Source organism: Paenibacillus lignilyticus (assembly GCF_017942085.1).
Taxonomy (GTDB): domain Bacteria; phylum Bacillota; class Bacilli; order Paenibacillales; family Paenibacillaceae; genus Paenibacillus_Z; species Paenibacillus_Z lignilyticus.
This window is the reverse complement of sequence record NZ_JAGKSP010000010.1, coordinates 175061-190558: the sequence shown is the minus strand read 5'-3', so window position 1 is coordinate 190558 and position 15498 is coordinate 175061. Positions and strand designations below refer to the sequence as shown.

At 52.4% G+C, this 15498-nt stretch carries 13 protein-coding genes; 5 read left to right on the top strand and 8 right to left on the bottom strand.

The features are described from left to right. Window positions 1-61 precede the first annotated feature (61 nt). A complete protein-coding gene (locus I8J30_RS22255; protein ID WP_210661841.1) occupies window positions 62-1321 on the bottom strand; it encodes a DUF445 domain-containing protein in 1260 nt (419 codons plus the stop codon). Between the two features lie 136 nt (window positions 1322-1457). Further along, the gene (locus I8J30_RS22250; RefSeq protein ID WP_338044919.1) at window positions 1458-1718 is read right to left on the bottom strand and encodes a zinc ribbon domain-containing protein; all 261 of its coding nucleotides are present in this window, start codon (window positions 1716-1718) and stop codon (window positions 1458-1460) included. Between the two features lie 247 nt (window positions 1719-1965). On the opposite strand from I8J30_RS22250, the gene I8J30_RS22245 reads away from it, so the two are divergent. The 4 genes from I8J30_RS22245 (at window position 1966) to I8J30_RS22230 (ending at window position 6672) form a co-directional block, all read left to right on the top strand. After that, a complete protein-coding gene (locus tag I8J30_RS22245) occupies window positions 1966-2982 on the top strand; it encodes a LacI family DNA-binding transcriptional regulator (protein ID WP_210661839.1) in 1017 nt (338 codons plus the stop codon). 57 nt (window positions 2983-3039) lie between these two features. Further along, the gene (locus I8J30_RS22240) at window positions 3040-4023 is read left to right on the top strand and encodes an N-acetylglucosamine kinase (RefSeq protein WP_210661837.1); all 984 of its coding nucleotides are present in this window, start codon (window positions 3040-3042) and stop codon (window positions 4021-4023) included. Between the two features lie 35 nt (window positions 4024-4058). Continuing rightward, window positions 4059-5366, top strand: coding sequence for a 6-phospho-beta-glucosidase (locus I8J30_RS22235; RefSeq protein ID WP_338044918.1), 1308 nt, complete (start codon window positions 4059-4061; stop codon window positions 5364-5366). 253 nt (window positions 5367-5619) lie between these two features. Continuing rightward, complete coding sequence (locus I8J30_RS22230) at window positions 5620-6672, top strand: NAD(P)/FAD-dependent oxidoreductase (RefSeq protein ID WP_210661833.1); 1053 nt, start codon at window positions 5620-5622, stop codon at window positions 6670-6672. Between the two features lie 263 nt (window positions 6673-6935). On the opposite strand, the gene I8J30_RS22225 is transcribed toward I8J30_RS22230, so the two are convergent. The 5 genes from I8J30_RS22225 to I8J30_RS22205 form a co-directional block, all read right to left on the bottom strand. Further along, window positions 6936-8108 carry a response regulator gene (locus tag I8J30_RS22225; protein ID WP_210661909.1) on the bottom strand — a complete coding sequence of 391 codons (1173 nt, stop codon included), beginning with the start codon at window positions 8106-8108 and terminating at the stop codon, window positions 6936-6938. Further along, window positions 8086-9915 (bottom strand): sensor histidine kinase, encoded by a 1830-nt coding sequence (locus tag I8J30_RS22220; RefSeq protein ID WP_210661831.1) that lies wholly within the window; start codon window positions 9913-9915, stop codon window positions 8086-8088. Before I8J30_RS22220 ends, I8J30_RS22225 begins: the two co-directional genes overlap by 23 nt. Window positions 9916-9945: 30 nt before the next feature. Beyond that, the gene (locus I8J30_RS22215; RefSeq protein ID WP_210661829.1) at window positions 9946-10770 is read right to left on the bottom strand and encodes a carbohydrate ABC transporter permease; all 825 of its coding nucleotides are present in this window, start codon (window positions 10768-10770) and stop codon (window positions 9946-9948) included. A 17-nt stretch (window positions 10771-10787) separates the two neighbouring features. Next, window positions 10788-11678: a carbohydrate ABC transporter permease gene (locus I8J30_RS22210; RefSeq protein WP_210661827.1), complete on the bottom strand. Its 891-nt coding sequence runs from the start codon at window positions 11676-11678 to the stop codon at window positions 10788-10790. Window positions 11679-11778: 100 nt separating this feature from the next. Then, window positions 11779-13122 (bottom strand): extracellular solute-binding protein, encoded by a 1344-nt coding sequence (locus I8J30_RS22205; protein ID WP_210661825.1) that lies wholly within the window; start codon window positions 13120-13122, stop codon window positions 11779-11781. Window positions 13123-13449: 327 nt separating this feature from the next. Here I8J30_RS22205 and I8J30_RS22200 point away from each other — a divergent pair, with 327 nt between their 5' ends. Next, a complete protein-coding gene (locus tag I8J30_RS22200) occupies window positions 13450-14085 on the top strand; it encodes a fumarylacetoacetate hydrolase family protein (RefSeq protein WP_210661823.1) in 636 nt (211 codons plus the stop codon). A gap of 904 nt (window positions 14086-14989) precedes the next feature. Here I8J30_RS22200 and I8J30_RS22195 read toward each other — a convergent pair. Then, complete coding sequence (locus tag I8J30_RS22195) at window positions 14990-15478, bottom strand: hypothetical protein (RefSeq protein ID WP_210661821.1); 489 nt, start codon at window positions 15476-15478, stop codon at window positions 14990-14992. Window positions 15479-15498: the final 20 nt, after the last annotated feature.

Here is a 15498-nt window from a genome sequence, read left to right as displayed (position 1 = left end):
TCACTAATTTGCCGTTTCTCGCAAATAAGGCGAAATAGAACGGACTGCCTGCTGCTTCCCGCTAGTTATAACCGAAGCCCATTTCAATTAACCGCAGCAGCAGCCCGATCAGGAAGCCGCAAACGGCGCCATTGACCCGAATCCATTGCAAGTCCTGCCCCACTTTATCTTCAATTAACTCCACGAGCTGATCATTGTCGAGCCGATCGAGATTCTCCTTCACGAACGAGCCGATCTTCGCGTGATTGCGTTCAATGAGTCCGGCGATTTGCCCTTTCAGCCATTGCTCGGCATCCTGAACTAAACCGCGATTCTCCTCCAAGCGATCGAGCAGGCTCTCCAGCATCGGCCATACTTTGGCTGCAAAATCCTCCGAATGGAGGAATGCGATGCCTTTCTCGCGCAGGGATTCGAACAACCGCGTCATCTCGCCATCCAGATCAAATGATGCGAGCAGCTCGTCTCGCAGCGCATCGAGCTGTCCGGTTTCGGCCAAACGCGAGATCAACATCTCCAGCCCTTGATGCAGATGCTTCATTATAACGGCGCGCCGGTCGGTGCCTTGTACCTTAAGCTCATGGATCTTCGTCAAAATAAAGGATTGCAGCATCGTACCCAGTCGATCCTCATCCAGATAGCCGATGAACGCGTTGACGGCAAATTGCATCAAGCCGCCCAGATTGAGCCCTTTCACGAGCTGCATCGCCGCATTGCCCAGCTCGCGGCGCATCCCTTCCGTGCTAGCCCACTCTTCCGCGCGCTCCAGCAGCAGATCAAGCAGGCGTTCGTCTACGCCATTCTCCACCGCGTTTCGCAGGAAGCCGCGAAGCGCTGCTTCCAGATCGATTCGCTCCACCGCGGAGCGAATTTCCCCCGAGAGAACAGGGACGAGCTTCTCCAGCTCGATCGCCCTGAGCGCTCCCTCGAGCAGATGCGGCAGTCGCTCGCTGTGCACAGCCGAATGAGCCGCCTGACGAAGGGCCGGCAGCAGCTGCTTCGCCAGCTCGATCTGCCGCAGCTTCTCGATCATGCTCTCTTTGGCAAGCAGCCGATCCTCCAGCACGCGCACGATGCCGTCCGACATCTTCTTGCGATTGCGCGGCAGCAGCGCCGTATGCGGAATCGGAATGCGCAGCGGATGGCGAAACAGCGCCGTCACCGCAAACCAATCCGCCAGCCCCCCGATGACGCCGGCCTCGAAGCCGACGTGCAGCAAGCTGAGCCCCGCGCCGCTAAAAGGAATCGTAGCTGCGAAGCCCGTCGCCATGACACCCAGCGATATATTGGCAATATGTTTATTTTTTCTCGAATCGTTCGCCATGTTCTTCCTCCTACTAGTGCTTCTTTACACCATACCACTTCATACGAATCAGTTGCAAAAACAGTCGTGATTCCAACAAAAAAGAGACAAGACCCGGGGTCCGTCTCTTCCTCCGCCAAAGCAGCTCTTGCGCTCGTCAGCTCTTCCAGCGCTCCAGCTTATGAATGCCGCGTGTAAAGAACCCTGTCGTAAACTTCGGAAACCCCATGTCGGCGAGCTTGCCCTTCACATGCGCCTTCATGCCGTCTGCCGTTAGATCAGGCAAAGTGAATTTGCCATCTGCGTAACAGTGGATGCAATACTTGAAGCTCTTCGCTCCGCCGGCTTCCGTGCCGTTCTTATCGCCTTTAGCTATAGGCATGCCGCAGCTTTGACAGTTCTTGTAGCTGGCACTCACGTCAAACACTCCCCGCGGCTAATTTTGGATTTATTATATGCTTTTTGCGATGGCTTGTACAAGAATGAGCCGGAAATTAAGCTTGAAAAATCAAGAAGCCTCCTCTACAATAAGAAAAGAAACAAAAAGTTTAAGCGTTTTAACTTTCGAACGAAATGAATCACTTTGTGTTGGGCTTTGATTTTATATTTTTTTGCATTAAAGTATAAACGCTTTAATTTTACTTATCGAAGGAGAATGCATACGCATGAAGGTAAGTATTTTCGATGTCGCCAAGAAGTCGGGCCTCTCCGTTGTCACGGTATCCCGCGTGCTTAACGGTGCAGGATCTGTGCGCGAGAAGAATCGGCAGAAGGTGCTTGAGGTGATGAAGGAGCTCGATTACCGCCCAAGTGCGGCAGCACGCAGCCTCGCCCGAGGCAAGACCGGCATCATCGGTCTCATCATGACCACCATGCAGGATTCATTCTTCGATGAAATCGTGAATGAGATTAACGGCATTCTGGCAGAGCAGGGCTACTTCCTCGCTGTCGCCGTGACGAAGAGCATCCGTCAGGAGGAGAGTCACTACCTGATTCAAGAGGATCGCGTGGACGGCATCATTCTGCTCTCGCCGATTGAAGAAGACCATTATATTATTGAAATGAAACGACGGAATATTCCTTACGTCCTTATCGATAACCAGAAGCCGGAGAACGATACCTACTCGATTACAGTGAACAATTACAAGGGCGGTTACACCGCGGCCAAACACCTGATTGAGCTTGGGCATACATCCATTGCGCATCTCAGCGGCAGCGAAATGTTCAGAAGCACTAGCGAACGTCGCAACGGCTTCATGGAAGCGCTCCAAGAAGCCGGCCTCCGGCCTTTCGAGCTCGTTTCAGGCGAGTATTCGGCTGAGTTCGGCTATCAAACGGCTAGGCGGTGGATCGAAGAGCAGCTGCTTCCGGGCGCGGTCTTCGCCGGCGATGATTATATCGCCATCGGAGTTATCAATGCCTTTATGGAGGCTGGGATCCGTGTTCCGGATGAAGTATCCGTTATCGGCTATGACGATCAACAGGTCGCTTCGCTGCTGCGCCCCCTCCTGACGACGATTCGGCAGCCTGCAGACCGTATCGGAGCAGCCGCTACGGAAGTGCTGCTCAAACGAATCGACGGATCGATGAAGCGCGCAGCCAATCTGCGGATCGATCCAGAGCTCGTCCTTCGCCAATCAACCGGAGTCGCTGAGCAGCAAAGCCGGCAGGAACATACTTAATTCATCTATTGAAACAAGCATTACTATGGGTAGCCTACTGAGACAGGAGTGGCAATAATGGTTTATTATTTGGGCATCGACGGCGGCGGCACGAAAACGCACGCCCTGCTCACCGACGAACAAGGCAATGTGCTTGGCAAAGGTCAAAGCGGAAACGGCAATCATCAGCTTGATGCCGAAGGCGCCGCTCGCCACTTGGCGGAAGCCGTATCCGCGGCACTGACACAAGCAGGACTCAACCGCGAGGATATACAGCATGCTTATTTCGGTCTTGCAGGCGCTGACCGGGAAGCGGATTATCGCATCCTGCATCCGATTGTGAGCGCGATCGGCCTGCCCCGCTATTCGATCACTTGCGACACGATGATCGGCCTTCGTGCGGGAACGGACCGTTCCTACGGAATTTCGGTCATTTGCGGTACCGGCACCAACTGCGCCGGCCGAAACAGGGAAGGCGTCCATCTGCAGTGCGGCGGCTTCGAATATATGCATGGCGATTTCGGCGGAGGCGCTTCACTGAACATCGAAGCATTCCGCACGGTAATCCGCGCTTGGGATGGCCGGGAGAAACCAACGCTGCTCACGGATCTGCTGCTTCGTTACCTGGGCTATCAGGATGTAGAGACGATGTTTCACGATTTCCTCGATCATGACAAGAAAGTGCCGATTGATGTCACGAAGCTGCTATTCGAAGCAGCGGCGCTTGGGGATGAAGCCGCGATTGCTATCCTTCGCCATCAAGGGACGGAGCTGGGCAAGTCGGTAGTCGCCGTCGCTCGGCGTCTTGGGATGACTGGCGAGACCTTCGATGTCGTGCTCGCAGGCAGTCTGCTGACCCGCGGTGATCGCGGAGGCTGGATTCGCGGGCCGCTTGAAGAGCTTGTATCGGCCGCTGCGCCGTCGGCAACGCTCGTTACTTTGACAGTCGATCCGGTGTTCGGCGCTGTCTGGTCTGCCATGGAAGCAGACGGCTTAACGATTGAACAGGATGTTTATGACCGCATGCGGGCGCTTGGCGAATTCGATGATATCAAATTATAAAGCTTAACTAACTATTTGGAATGGATGTGACCAGAGTGGCAGACGGTTTGAAGGTTGTTGTTATTGGGGGCGGTTCCTCGTATACCCCTGAGCTGGTTGAAGGGTTTATTCGTTTTCATCATGAGCTTCCGGTACGCGAGCTGTGGCTCGTCGATATTGAGGCAGGACTTCATAAGCTAAACATTGTCGGCAATTTAGCCAAACGCATGGTGGAGCGCTCCGGCCTTCCGATCGAGGTGCATCTGACGACGGATCGCCGCACGGCGATCAAAGGCGCTGATTTCATCAGCACGCAGATGCGCGTCGGCATGCTCGAGGCGCGCGGCAGAGACGAGTCCATTCCGCTGAAATACGGCGTGATTGGGCAGGAAACGACCGGCCCGGGCGGCATGATGAAAGCATTGCGGACAATTCCCGTATTGCTGGATATCTGCCGAGACATCGAGGAACTGGCACCTCAAGCGTGGCTGCTCAACTTCACGAACCCTGCGGGTATCGTAACGGAAGCCATCCACACCCATTCCAACGTACGCAGCGTCGGCCTATGCAATGCACCGATTGGTCTGACCAAATGGCTAACCACCACATATGACACGGCGCCTGAGCACATTTACACCGAGTTCGTGGGCTTAAACCACCTGCACTGGGTTACTCGCGTAGACGTTAACGGCGTAGATAAGCTTCCCGAGCTGCTGAACAATACGGAAGGCTTCAGCGGCAAGAACGTCCCGCAGACGGGCTGGAATCCGGATTTCCTCCGCTCACTGGGCGCACTGCCTTCCTATTATCTGAAGTATTTCTATATGACGGACGAGATGCTCGCCGAACAGCAAGAATCCTTCAAAAAGGACGGCAATCGCGCAGCGGTAGTGAAACGCGTAGAAGATGAGCTGTTCCAGCTGTACGCGGATCCAGAGCTCAACGAGAAACCGAAGCAGCTGGAGCAGCGCGGCGGCGCTTACTATTCCGAGGCTGCCGTTAATCTCATGAAGTCGCTCTATAACGGCAAGAACGATATTCAAACCCTTAACGTCGCTAACAATGGTACGATCGACTTCCTGCCGGACAGCGCATCCATCGAAGTCAACTGTGTCGTGACGAAGACAGGCCCGCTTCCGCTGCCGCTGACGAATGTGCCTCTGCATGTGAAAGGATTAATTCATGCCGTTAAAACCTACGAGCAGCTTACAATAGAAGCAGCTGTCACCGGCAGCCGCGATATCGCGCTCCAAGCGATGGTTCATCATCCATTGGTACCAAACGTGGATGTCGCCATTAAACTGCTGGACGAGATGCTCGAAGCGAACAAAGATTATTTGCCTCAGTTTTTCCCACAAGTGTAGTCGGATAGACAAAGACCGAGCAGAGATGTCATGGGACTCTCTGTTCGGTCTTTTTTTTTATTTCTTGAGGACCAGCAGGAATTAACATTTTGTTCATATGATTTCTCCTCCTTTCGTTGTATGATAATTATGGTGATAATGATTATCACTATCATATATTTTTCGTGAGCTTTGTTTTTGTTAACCACTCTTCATTACGTTACGAGCAGCGGTAAACGGACTTGATTATAGTAGAAGAAAGTAGGCACACATAATGAACAATCACCTGGAATTATTCGATGTAACCATTATCGGAGGCGGCCCGGCCGGCCTCTACACCGCTTTCTATAGCGGCATGCGGGAGATGAAGACGAAGCTGATTGAAGCACGCGAGGAGCTTGGCGGACGTATTCTCATCTATCCGGAGAAAATGATTTGGGATGTTGGCGGTCTCACGCCTACGCTCGGCGCCAAGTTAATCGAGCAGCTGGTGACGCAAGCGATGACTTTCGAGCCGACTGTCGTGCTCGGTCAGCATATTATCGGGATGGAGCGGCGGGCAGACGATACGATCCTGCTTACTGCCGCTTCAGGGGAGCAGCACTGGACACGTTCGGTCGTGCTTGCGATCGGCTACGGCATCCTGGAGCTGGCTAAGCTTGAGATTGAAGGTGCGGACCGTTTCGAGGTGACGAACCTGCATTACACGGTGCAGTCGCTGGAGGAGTTCCGCGGCAAACATGTGCTCATCTCCGGCGGCGGCGACTCTGCGGTCGACTGGGCCAATATGATCGAGCCGATTGCGGCAAGCCTGACCGTCGTGCATCGGCGGGATAAATTCGGCGGCCATGAGCGCAACGTGACGCAGATGAGGCAATCATCCGCGTCCGTTCGGACGCCATACGCCGTACAGGCGCTGCACAGCAGCAACGGAAACGCAATCGACCGCGTAACGATTTCCCATATGGAAACGGGTGAGGTGGAAGAGCTGAGCGTGGATGCGGTCATCGTCAACCATGGCCTGCGTTATAACTTTGGCGGTATCCGGGATTGGGGCATTGAGATGGGGGACTGGAACGCCCATGTCAGCAGCAAAATGGAGACGAATCTGCCCGGCGTCTTCGCAGCAGGCGATTTCGTCATGCACGACAGCAAAGTGCATCTGATCGCCGGCACGTTCACCGATGCCGTCAATGCGACCAACAGCGTCAAAACCTATCTCGACCCGGCCGCCGACAAGACGGCCTACGTCTCCTCGCACAACTCGCGCTTCAAGGAGAAGAATCGCCAGCTGGGGGTTGCTGTAGACGACGATGAGGAGCACTAACCTCCTTCCCTCTTCATCAATCTCCCCTTGCGGCGGAATGTTGATTTATGTGCAACATGATCGAAATAAAGACTGCTATTCGGCGAAAATGCTGCAAGTTGTGCAACATCTGTACTCCCGCTTCTCCCAGTAGGAACAACGACGAACAAAAAGGGCTGACCGATCGCATACGACGATCACTCAGCCCTGGCTATTACAAAAGTTACCGGGAATGAAGCCCACCGGGAGATCTACTTGGAACCTGCTTCAGCATAAGCCCATGCCTACCTCTCCGCCATCAGCTGCTGGCGGTACTCCGTCGGCGTTACGTTCATCTTCCTGCGGAACACCTGCGTGAAATGGCGTACATCCGCGTAGCCGATTCGCTCGGCGATTTCGGCCAGCTTGAGGCCCGGCTGCAGCAGCAGCTCTCTCGCCTGCTCGATGCGCAGACTGATGACGTAGTCCTTGTACCCCTGCCCCGTCTTCTGCTTGAACAGCTGGCTGAAGTAGATCGGGTTCAAGAATACGACCGACGCTACTTTCTCGAGCGATAGCTCCTCGTTATAATGCGCCTTCAAATATTGCAAGGCCACCTCGATTGCCTTATCCCCGCCCTCTTGGCGATCGCCCGCCGTCGTTATCGACGACTGCCGCAGACGACGCACCTCATCCGGGATTCGAGTAAATTCGCGAATCATATCCGAATACGTAATATGAAACGGCACCTTCAGATAATGGGTGAGATGCGTGCGCAGCTCCTGCAGCAGATCCCCTTCCGTCCGGTTATCCTCCAGCTGCACGAGTCCCAGCAAGCTCTGACGGTCGAAGTTGACGACAAAGCCCTGTCCATGCCGATCAATCAGCTCAGACAGCACATTTTCGATAATAAAATGCTCCAGCTGTACGTTCTTTACCGCCTCTTCAATGCGCACCATGATCAAGCGGAATTCCGGGTAACGATCGATGAGCTCGCCAATGTCCATATTGCCGATATCTAGCCCTGAGGCCAGCCGCTGAAAGACCGCTTCCCGCAAGTACTTCAGGTTCGTCTTCAGCAGCTCGCTTTCCTTCGAAATCGCAGACTCCTGCTTCGCCTCATCCGCCAGCTGCGCCATCAGCTCAACAAGACGCGTCTTGCCGATTGGCTTAAGCAAATAATCGCGCGCACCGAGGCGAACCGCCTTCTGGGCGTACGAGAACTCGGAATGCGCGGAGATGACGACCCACTTGGCATGGGGGTACTTGCGGCGTGACATTTTCATAAACTCCAAGCCATCGATGCCGGGCATGAGGATATCCGTCAGCACGATATCAATCGGCTGGCTGTCCATGAGCTTAACCGCTTCTTCTGCCGAAGCCGCCAAATGAATGGAGTAGTCGGGAAAAGCCCGCTTAATCGTCCGTTTCACACCCTCCCGTATGACGCTTTCATCATCCGCGATGAGAATATTCACTGCCATGGGCATTTCCTCCTTCCTTGGTCGGCGGCAGAAGCGGCACCGTAATAATCGCCGTTGTCCCTTCGTTCAGCACACTCCTCAGTTCAACGCCGTACGCTTCGCCATACATATGCCGGATCCGTCGCTGCAGGTTCACTAGACCGATGCCGCCTTCATGCCGGACTTCCTCATGCTCCTCACGTTCTGCCTCATCCTCCGGATTCAGCAGCGATGCATTTAACCTTGTCAGCGCAGCCTCGTCTATCCCCGCGCCGTTATCCTGCACGATAATGCGCAGCTGACGTTCATCCGCTTCCGTATAGACGCGCAGTGAACCGCACCGATCAACCAGCGGCTCCAAGCCGTATTTCACCGCATTTTCGATAATGGGCTGCAGCGTCATTTTGGGCAACGGGATGTTCAGCCACGGTTCCCCTACATCGATATCCACGGTTAGGCGCCCTTCCAGCCGTGTCACAATAATCGTCAGATAATGCTCGGTCTGCTCGATTTCCTCCCGCAAACTCACCGCATTCTCATCCCAATAACTGCTGTAACGGAACAGCCGCGATAGAGACAGCACCACCTCTCCCAGTCGGTCATGGCCTTTCTCATCGAGCATCCAGTAGATCATATCGAGCGTGTTATAGAGAAAATGGGGATTCACCTGCGATTGCAGCGCCTTCAGCTCCGCATTCTTCTCGCTGACGGAGGAGATCTTCACCCGCTCGATGAGCTCGGCGATCTGATTCACCATCTGATTAAAGGAGGCGACCAAGATATTGATTTCTTGATACGAGGTCACATTCAGCGAGCCGCGGAAATTACCGATTTCGACCTGCTTCATCTCGGAGATCAACCGCTTAAGCGGCGAAGATATCGTCCGCGAGAAAATCGTCGCGATGAGCGTCGCAACGAGCACGAGCGCAGCGCCGACCAGAAGCAGAAACCGCTGCGTCTCCGCCAGCTCCACATTGAGATCCTTATCCGGCGTCACGCTGAGCACCGTCCAATCCGCATAAGGAAGCTTCGAAGATACGATTAGCTGATCATCTTTCTCCATAACCACCGGAATCCCATCAATCGGGCGCTCTAAGCTCGCCAGCCAGGGTTCATCCCAAGTGATCGAGGTCGTCGAGATGACCTTCCCCTCACCGGACATCAAAAAAACCTGGCTATGCGCGCCAAGCTTCAAATTTTCCATAGCCGCAATAATCGCCCTCGGACTTGTTTCGAACAGCTCAATGCCTACCTGCTTATGATTGTTCAAATCATAGATCGGCCGGCCAAAAGCAAACACGGAGCGGTCCTCTACCTGATCGATAATGGAGTGTTCAAACACGCCCAGCCATACCATGCTGCCGGAAGAGGCTTTGATTTTTTTGTACCAATCGGTCTTCGCATAGTTCGGGTCAACGACATTGGCGTAGTTCCCATAGTTATACACTTTCCCTTTATCGGTTAATACATGAATCCCGATTATATCTTCCTGCGACAGGAAAGCGGCGCCAAGGATATTCGTAATGTTCCGCTCATTAAAATAATCGACAGCAGGGCTGTCGACTGAAGGGTTGCTCAAAATACGAGCCAAATCATTATTGCCGATGACGGATTTGGACAGACTGTCATAGCCTTTCAGAAGAAGGTCAAACAAACCTACCGTCTGCGAAACGTTCTGCTTGGATAAGCCGCTGACCTTCTCATGAAATTGCACCGTCGTTCGGTTATAGTACAGAATGCTGACGATCAGTAAGATTGCCGCCATACTGATCAGGAACAGCACGAATAATCGGTATTGAATCGAATGAAATCCGCGTGACACTGGCCTTTCCGCCTCTCATGAACCCATTCCTTACCCTTTCACCGCTCCGGCTACCATACCCTTCGTGATTTTCTCGGAAAGGACGAAGTAAACGAGCATGACCGGCAAGGCGCCAAGCACAAGGTATGCACCGATTGCACCGAAATTGGCGTTGTACTGGCTAACGAAATTATATATGCCGAAAGGAAGAGTTTTCAACTTCTCCGCAGAGATAAATGTCGCTGCCATGATATACTCGTTCCAAATCGTGATGAACGTCAGGATAACGACTGTCATAATCGGCGGAACCGATATCGGCAAAATGATGCTGCGGAAGATCCGGTATACGCTTGCTCCGTCCATAAAGGCCGACTCTTCGATCTCAGCCGGGATACCGCGCATAAATCCGCTAAGGATAAAGACGGCGATCGGCGTCGAAAACGCGATGTACGGCAGGATGAGCGACAAACGCGTGTTCAGAATATCCAAGTTGCTGAAAATAACCATAAGCGGCAGAAGCGTTGCTTGCATCGGAATCATCATCCCAAGCAAGAAGACCAGTGTTACAAGCGGTCCATACTTCCATTTGAAACGCGAAATCGCATAAGCCACCATTGAGCTCAGCACGATAACGCACACCAGTGTGATCGAAGTCACGATAAGGCTGTTGCTCAAGTATTTCAAGTAATGGCCGCTTGTATAAGCGGCTTTATAGTTACCCCATTGCGGCGTGGTCGGCAGGGAAAAGAAATGTCCGCCGAGAATTTGCTCGTTCGTTTTGAGCGAGTACAGCACAAGCCAGAGCAATGGGTAAATTTGCGTGACGACAAGGATCGAGAGAAGCAGATACACGAGCCCTTTTTTAATACTTGCCATGATCTTAGTTCTCCCTTCTAGCTGTATTTCGCTTCGACTTTTTTAAAGACGAAATTGATGACGACCGTAAAGATTAAGCAAATCATTACAAGGATTGTAGCGAGTGCACTTCCGTATCCGTATTTGAGGGATAGGAACGACATGTTGTACATATGCATCGAAATGGTATCCGTTGCATGTGCGGGACCGCCGCCTGTCATAACCCAAACAAGGTCGAAGGCTTGCAAGGAGCCGATAAACGCAAGAATGATCGAGATTTTGAAGATCGGAATCGCCATCGGATACGTAATGTACCAGTCGGATTTAAAGCCTTCCGCGCCGTCGATTTTGGCCGCTTCATAGATTTCACTCGAAATGTTCTGTACACCGGTGTATTGAATGAGCAAATGGTAACCGAAGTATTGCCAAAGGGATACAAAATACAGACAGTACATCGCGACTTTCGGCTCTGTGAGCCAGCTGCGCGTCCAGCTTTCCAGTCCAACCGCGGTCAGAACGCCGTTCAGCATACCGCCCATTTCAGTTGGGTTATAGATGGTTTTCCAAAGCTGACCAATGATAACAACAGACAGAATTACAGGTACAAAGTATAGCGAAACCAGCGTGTTTGCTTTACGCACGTAACGATTCATCAGTGCTGCGATAAAAAGACAGATCGGAATTTCCAACATGGAAAATACCGAGTACATCAATGTGCGGCGAACGGATGGCCAGAAGTTGTTATCTTCGGTCAGGATCGTTTTAAAGTTATCGAGCCCGATAAATTTCGCCTTGTTGATGCTGTCCCAATCCAGCAAGCTGTCGTAAACCGAAACGACGATCGGAACGAACACGAGGCAGATATAGAGAAGCAGACACGGCAGGACGAAAACTGCAATAGTGCGGGCCGGGACTTTTAAAACATTCACTGGGGTTGCCTCCTGATCGTAATGGATTGAAAAGAAAGTCGTAAACGGGTGGAAGCCGCTAAGAATGCCTCCACCCGCAAACGACTAGCTATTATGATTCTTATTTGTTCGCGTCAAATGCTGCTTGGTGTTCCTGAGCTACCGCTGCAGGGTCAACCTTTTGAACGAACATGTTTTGGATGCTGCTAAGGTGAGCTTGCGCGATCGCAGGTTTCATTGTGTTATCGAATGCCAGGTCGCCGCCTTTAACGCCTTTGAACAGATCAAGCACGCTGATTGCAAGGTCGGAGTAGCCGGCTGCTTTGAAGTCGCCTTCAATGATTTGACCGCTACCTACTGCGTTTTTCAGCTCGAACTGTTTCTTAGGCATGTTCAGCATGAAGTAGTTCAAGAAATCTTTTGTAGCTTGCAGATGTTTGCTGTTAGCCGAGATTGCGAATGCGGAACCCGGAGCAAGCATGAATTGGTCTGGATCGCCTTTGCCGCCGACTGTAGGGAATTTGAATGCGCCGACTTTGCCGCCAACGGAGGAAGCATCGATTGCGCCTGTTTCCCAAGTACCCATGATCATCATAGCCGCTTTACCTGTTTTGAAGAGGTTGCCGCCTGTATTGTAGTCAACGGAAGTTGCACCTTCGTTGAATGCTTTTGCTTGGATCAGGTCTTGCATTTTGGATACTGCGTCTACGAATGCAGGATCGTTGAATGTTTTCTTGCCGTCTTGCACGTCTTGCAGGAAGCCAGGGCCGCCGTTTGTGCGAAGCAATACGTTCATGAACAAGAACGAACCTGTCCAGGAATCTTTTTCACCGATTGCGATTGGCGTGATGTTTTTTGCTTTCAATTTCTTCACGTCATCGATGAATTGCTCGTACGTCGTTGGCACTTCAGTGATGCCAGCCTGTGCGAACAGATCTTTGTTGTAGTAAACAACTTCGATGTTGTTGCCGTCAGGCAACGCGTATACGTTGTTGTCGAAGCTGTAGTAGTCGAGAAGACCTTTTTGGAATGTATCTTTCAGGCCGTTCTGATCCAGCATGTCGTTCAGCGGAGCGAAGAGGCCGGCGTCTACGAAAGGCTTCATTTGTGCGGATGGATTCACGATTGTGATGTCCGGCACTTCTTTGGAAGCGGCTTGTGTTTTAAGCTTCAGCTTCTGTTGGTCGGTGTTGAGCGTATCCAGCTCGATCGTTACGTTCGGGTGATCCTTCTGGTATTGATCCACGAGCGAGTGAAGCATTTTGTAGGAAGGCGTTTCAGGATCCGGGTAGATGTTCTGGAACGTGATCGTTACTTTCTCGTCACCTTTGTTGCCGCCTGCGTTTGTACCTGTATTCGTATTATCTGCTGTGTTGTCAGTTTTGTTGCCACAAGCTGTTGCTCCAAGCAGCAAGGCTGCTGCCGACAACGCGATTGCAGTTGTTTTCAATGTTTTGCTTGCCATGTTCTCTATTCCCCCTCGGGTTGATATACGCTTATTATCATGCACAGAGGCATCAGCAACAATGCGCGAAATCAAGGAGTGAGGTTTGCTTTTTCAAGGTTGTGTTTAAAAAAGCGACCTTTTCTACACCTGTGAAAAGGGATATCAGCGCCTTCGGCGCCAAATCAAATGGATATGAGCGCCTTCGGCGAGTTCCCTAATAAGGATAACGAGTGCCTTGGACGAGTTCCGAGCTTATTGAAAATGCCCCAATCGTGCTATGATATTAATAGCGTTAAAACCCTGTTGTGAAGTACCATTTTCCTCATGCGAAAGGACGTTATATCCATGGAATCGATCCGCAATATTTATTGCGTTGGACGCAATTATGCCCTGCATGCCAAAGAGCTCGGCAACGATGTACCGGAGGAGCCGATGATCTTCTCCAAGCCCACCCATGCGCTTCATCCCGCAGTGGGCAAGCTTGAACTGCCTGGCACCATCGGCGAAATCCATTATGAGCTGGAGGTTGTCGTGCGCATCGGTGCCAGCTACCGCCCGGGCATGAAGGCCGAGGAGCTTGTGGACGGCATCGCGCTCGGCATCGACCTAACCGCGCGCGATGTGCAGTCGAAGCTGAAGGAGAAGCGCCATCCTTGGCTGCTCGCGAAAGGCTTCGTCGGTTCCGCGGTGCTGAGTCCGTTCAGCCCGTTTACCGGCGTGGAGGATTTCACGCAGTTAACCTTCAGCCTGCTTAAGAACGAGGAGACGGTGCAGGCCGGCTGCCCGCAGGACATGATCTTCCCGCTGCAGCAGCTGATCGACTTCATCGGCACCAACATGGGACTTGGCGCCGGCGATGTCATCTACACCGGCACACCGGCCGGCGTCGGTCCGCTGGCGGACGGCGACATGCTGGAGATGAAGCTCGTCGCCGGAGGCAAGGAAGAGACGTATGGTCCGCTTTATGTGGACCTGATTTAGATGTTGGAAGTTGGCCGCCCCCGGTTATGCGGGGCGGCTTTTTCGTGAGGGCCGCTTTGCGGCTTGGGCGGAGGGGATGGCGGCGCGGCGGGGGATGGCCATGGCGTGGCGGCTGGCGGGGTGCAGCCGTAGACGCGTGGCGCGAATAGTCACTCGGTGGCCTGCAGAATGGTGGTAGCCCCAAGTAGAACGATCTTCCCCAGGTTCGAATTAGTTAGGTTGAATATTGAGAGTCGTGTTTCCCGTCTCTCAGACTTAATTCGGGTTGGTTTTGGATTTGAGCGTCGGGTTTTCCTACTCTCAACGTCCCCACAGGGTTAATTTAGGTTTGATTTATTGCTGAGAGTCGTGTTTTCCGATTCTCAGATTCATTTAGGTGTGGTTTGGGAGCTGAGCGTCGGATTTTCCTACTCTCAGCTCCTTTTCGACTTGGTTTTGGCGATGAGAGTTCAATTTCTGCACTCTCAACCTTCATTACGCGAGGATTTGAGTTAGTTTGGTTACTGAGAGTTCGTTTTTGGAACTCTCAGCTGCATTTCGGCGTTGTTTTGGTGCTGAGAGTTCGATTTCGACACTCTCAGCCTTCAGCGCCAGGGGATTTGAGTAAGTTTGGTTACTGAGGGTTCGTTTTTGGAACTCTCAGCTTCTTTTCGGCTTGGTTTTGGCGCTGAGAGTTCAATTTCAGCACTCTCAGCGTCCAGCGCCAGCGGATTTGAGTTAATTTGGTGGCTGAGAGTCCGGTTTTGGAACTCTCAGCTTCTTTTCGGCTTGGTTTCGGCGATGAGAGTTCGACTTCAGCACTCTCAGCGTCCAACTCGGGGGAATGGGATGGATTTTTAATCGCTTTCAACGAAACGCAAGCAAAAAAAAGACAGCTCCTCAATCCCGAGCTGTCCTTCCCCCTTTACTCATACATCGCTAGTGCCGACACCGAGATTGCCGCGATTCGGTCGTCCTTTAACTCGAACTCCAGCGCTAATCGGTTCTCTTTATCGATGTAGCCGATCGCATTCCCGCGCGTATAATAGCTCTCCCCGTACAGCTTTTGCGCGTTCTCTCGGGTATCGCCCAGCTTCACGCCTTTAGCCGTAGCGACTTTGGGGCCGAGCGAGTACGCCAGCACGACATTTTCGAGCGAAGTATACTGATATTCCTCGTACATGAATAGAAATGTCCGTCCATTGTTGAGCGTGCGCTGCGGTTTCCCTAATGCGGTAACGAGCTCCTTCTCGGTAATGCCAAACTTTACGTCGTCCCCGCTTTTCTCCGCACTCAAGTCAGTCGAGCCGACTTTGTCGATGAACGTTAACGGCGTTTCGCTCTTGCCGCCACATGCCGCAAGCAGTACAGCTAAGCCGCTTATTAAGATAATGAATTGCATGATGCGTTTCACTTCAAACCTTCACTCCCTCT

Excerpts from the sequence above, each read along its gene's own strand:
- I8J30_RS22215 (WP_210661829.1), bottom strand. The coding sequence starts at position 10,770 with ATGGCAAGTATTAAAAAAGGGCTCGTGTATCTGCTTCTCTCGATCCTT.
- I8J30_RS22255 (WP_210661841.1), bottom strand. The coding sequence starts at position 1,321 with ATGGCGAACGATTCGAGAAAAAATAAACATATTGCCAATATATCGCTG.
- I8J30_RS22205 (WP_210661825.1), bottom strand. The coding sequence starts at position 13,122 with ATGGCAAGCAAAACATTGAAAACAACTGCAATCGCGTTGTCGGCAGCA.
- I8J30_RS22200 (WP_210661823.1), top strand. The coding sequence starts at position 13,450 with ATGGAATCGATCCGCAATATTTATTGCGTTGGACGCAATTATGCCCTG.
- I8J30_RS22245 (WP_210661839.1), top strand. The coding sequence starts at position 1,966 with ATGAAGGTAAGTATTTTCGATGTCGCCAAGAAGTCGGGCCTCTCCGTT.
- I8J30_RS22240 (WP_210661837.1), top strand. The coding sequence starts at position 3,040 with ATGGTTTATTATTTGGGCATCGACGGCGGCGGCACGAAAACGCACGCC.
- I8J30_RS22230 (WP_210661833.1), top strand. The coding sequence starts at position 5,620 with ATGAACAATCACCTGGAATTATTCGATGTAACCATTATCGGAGGCGGC.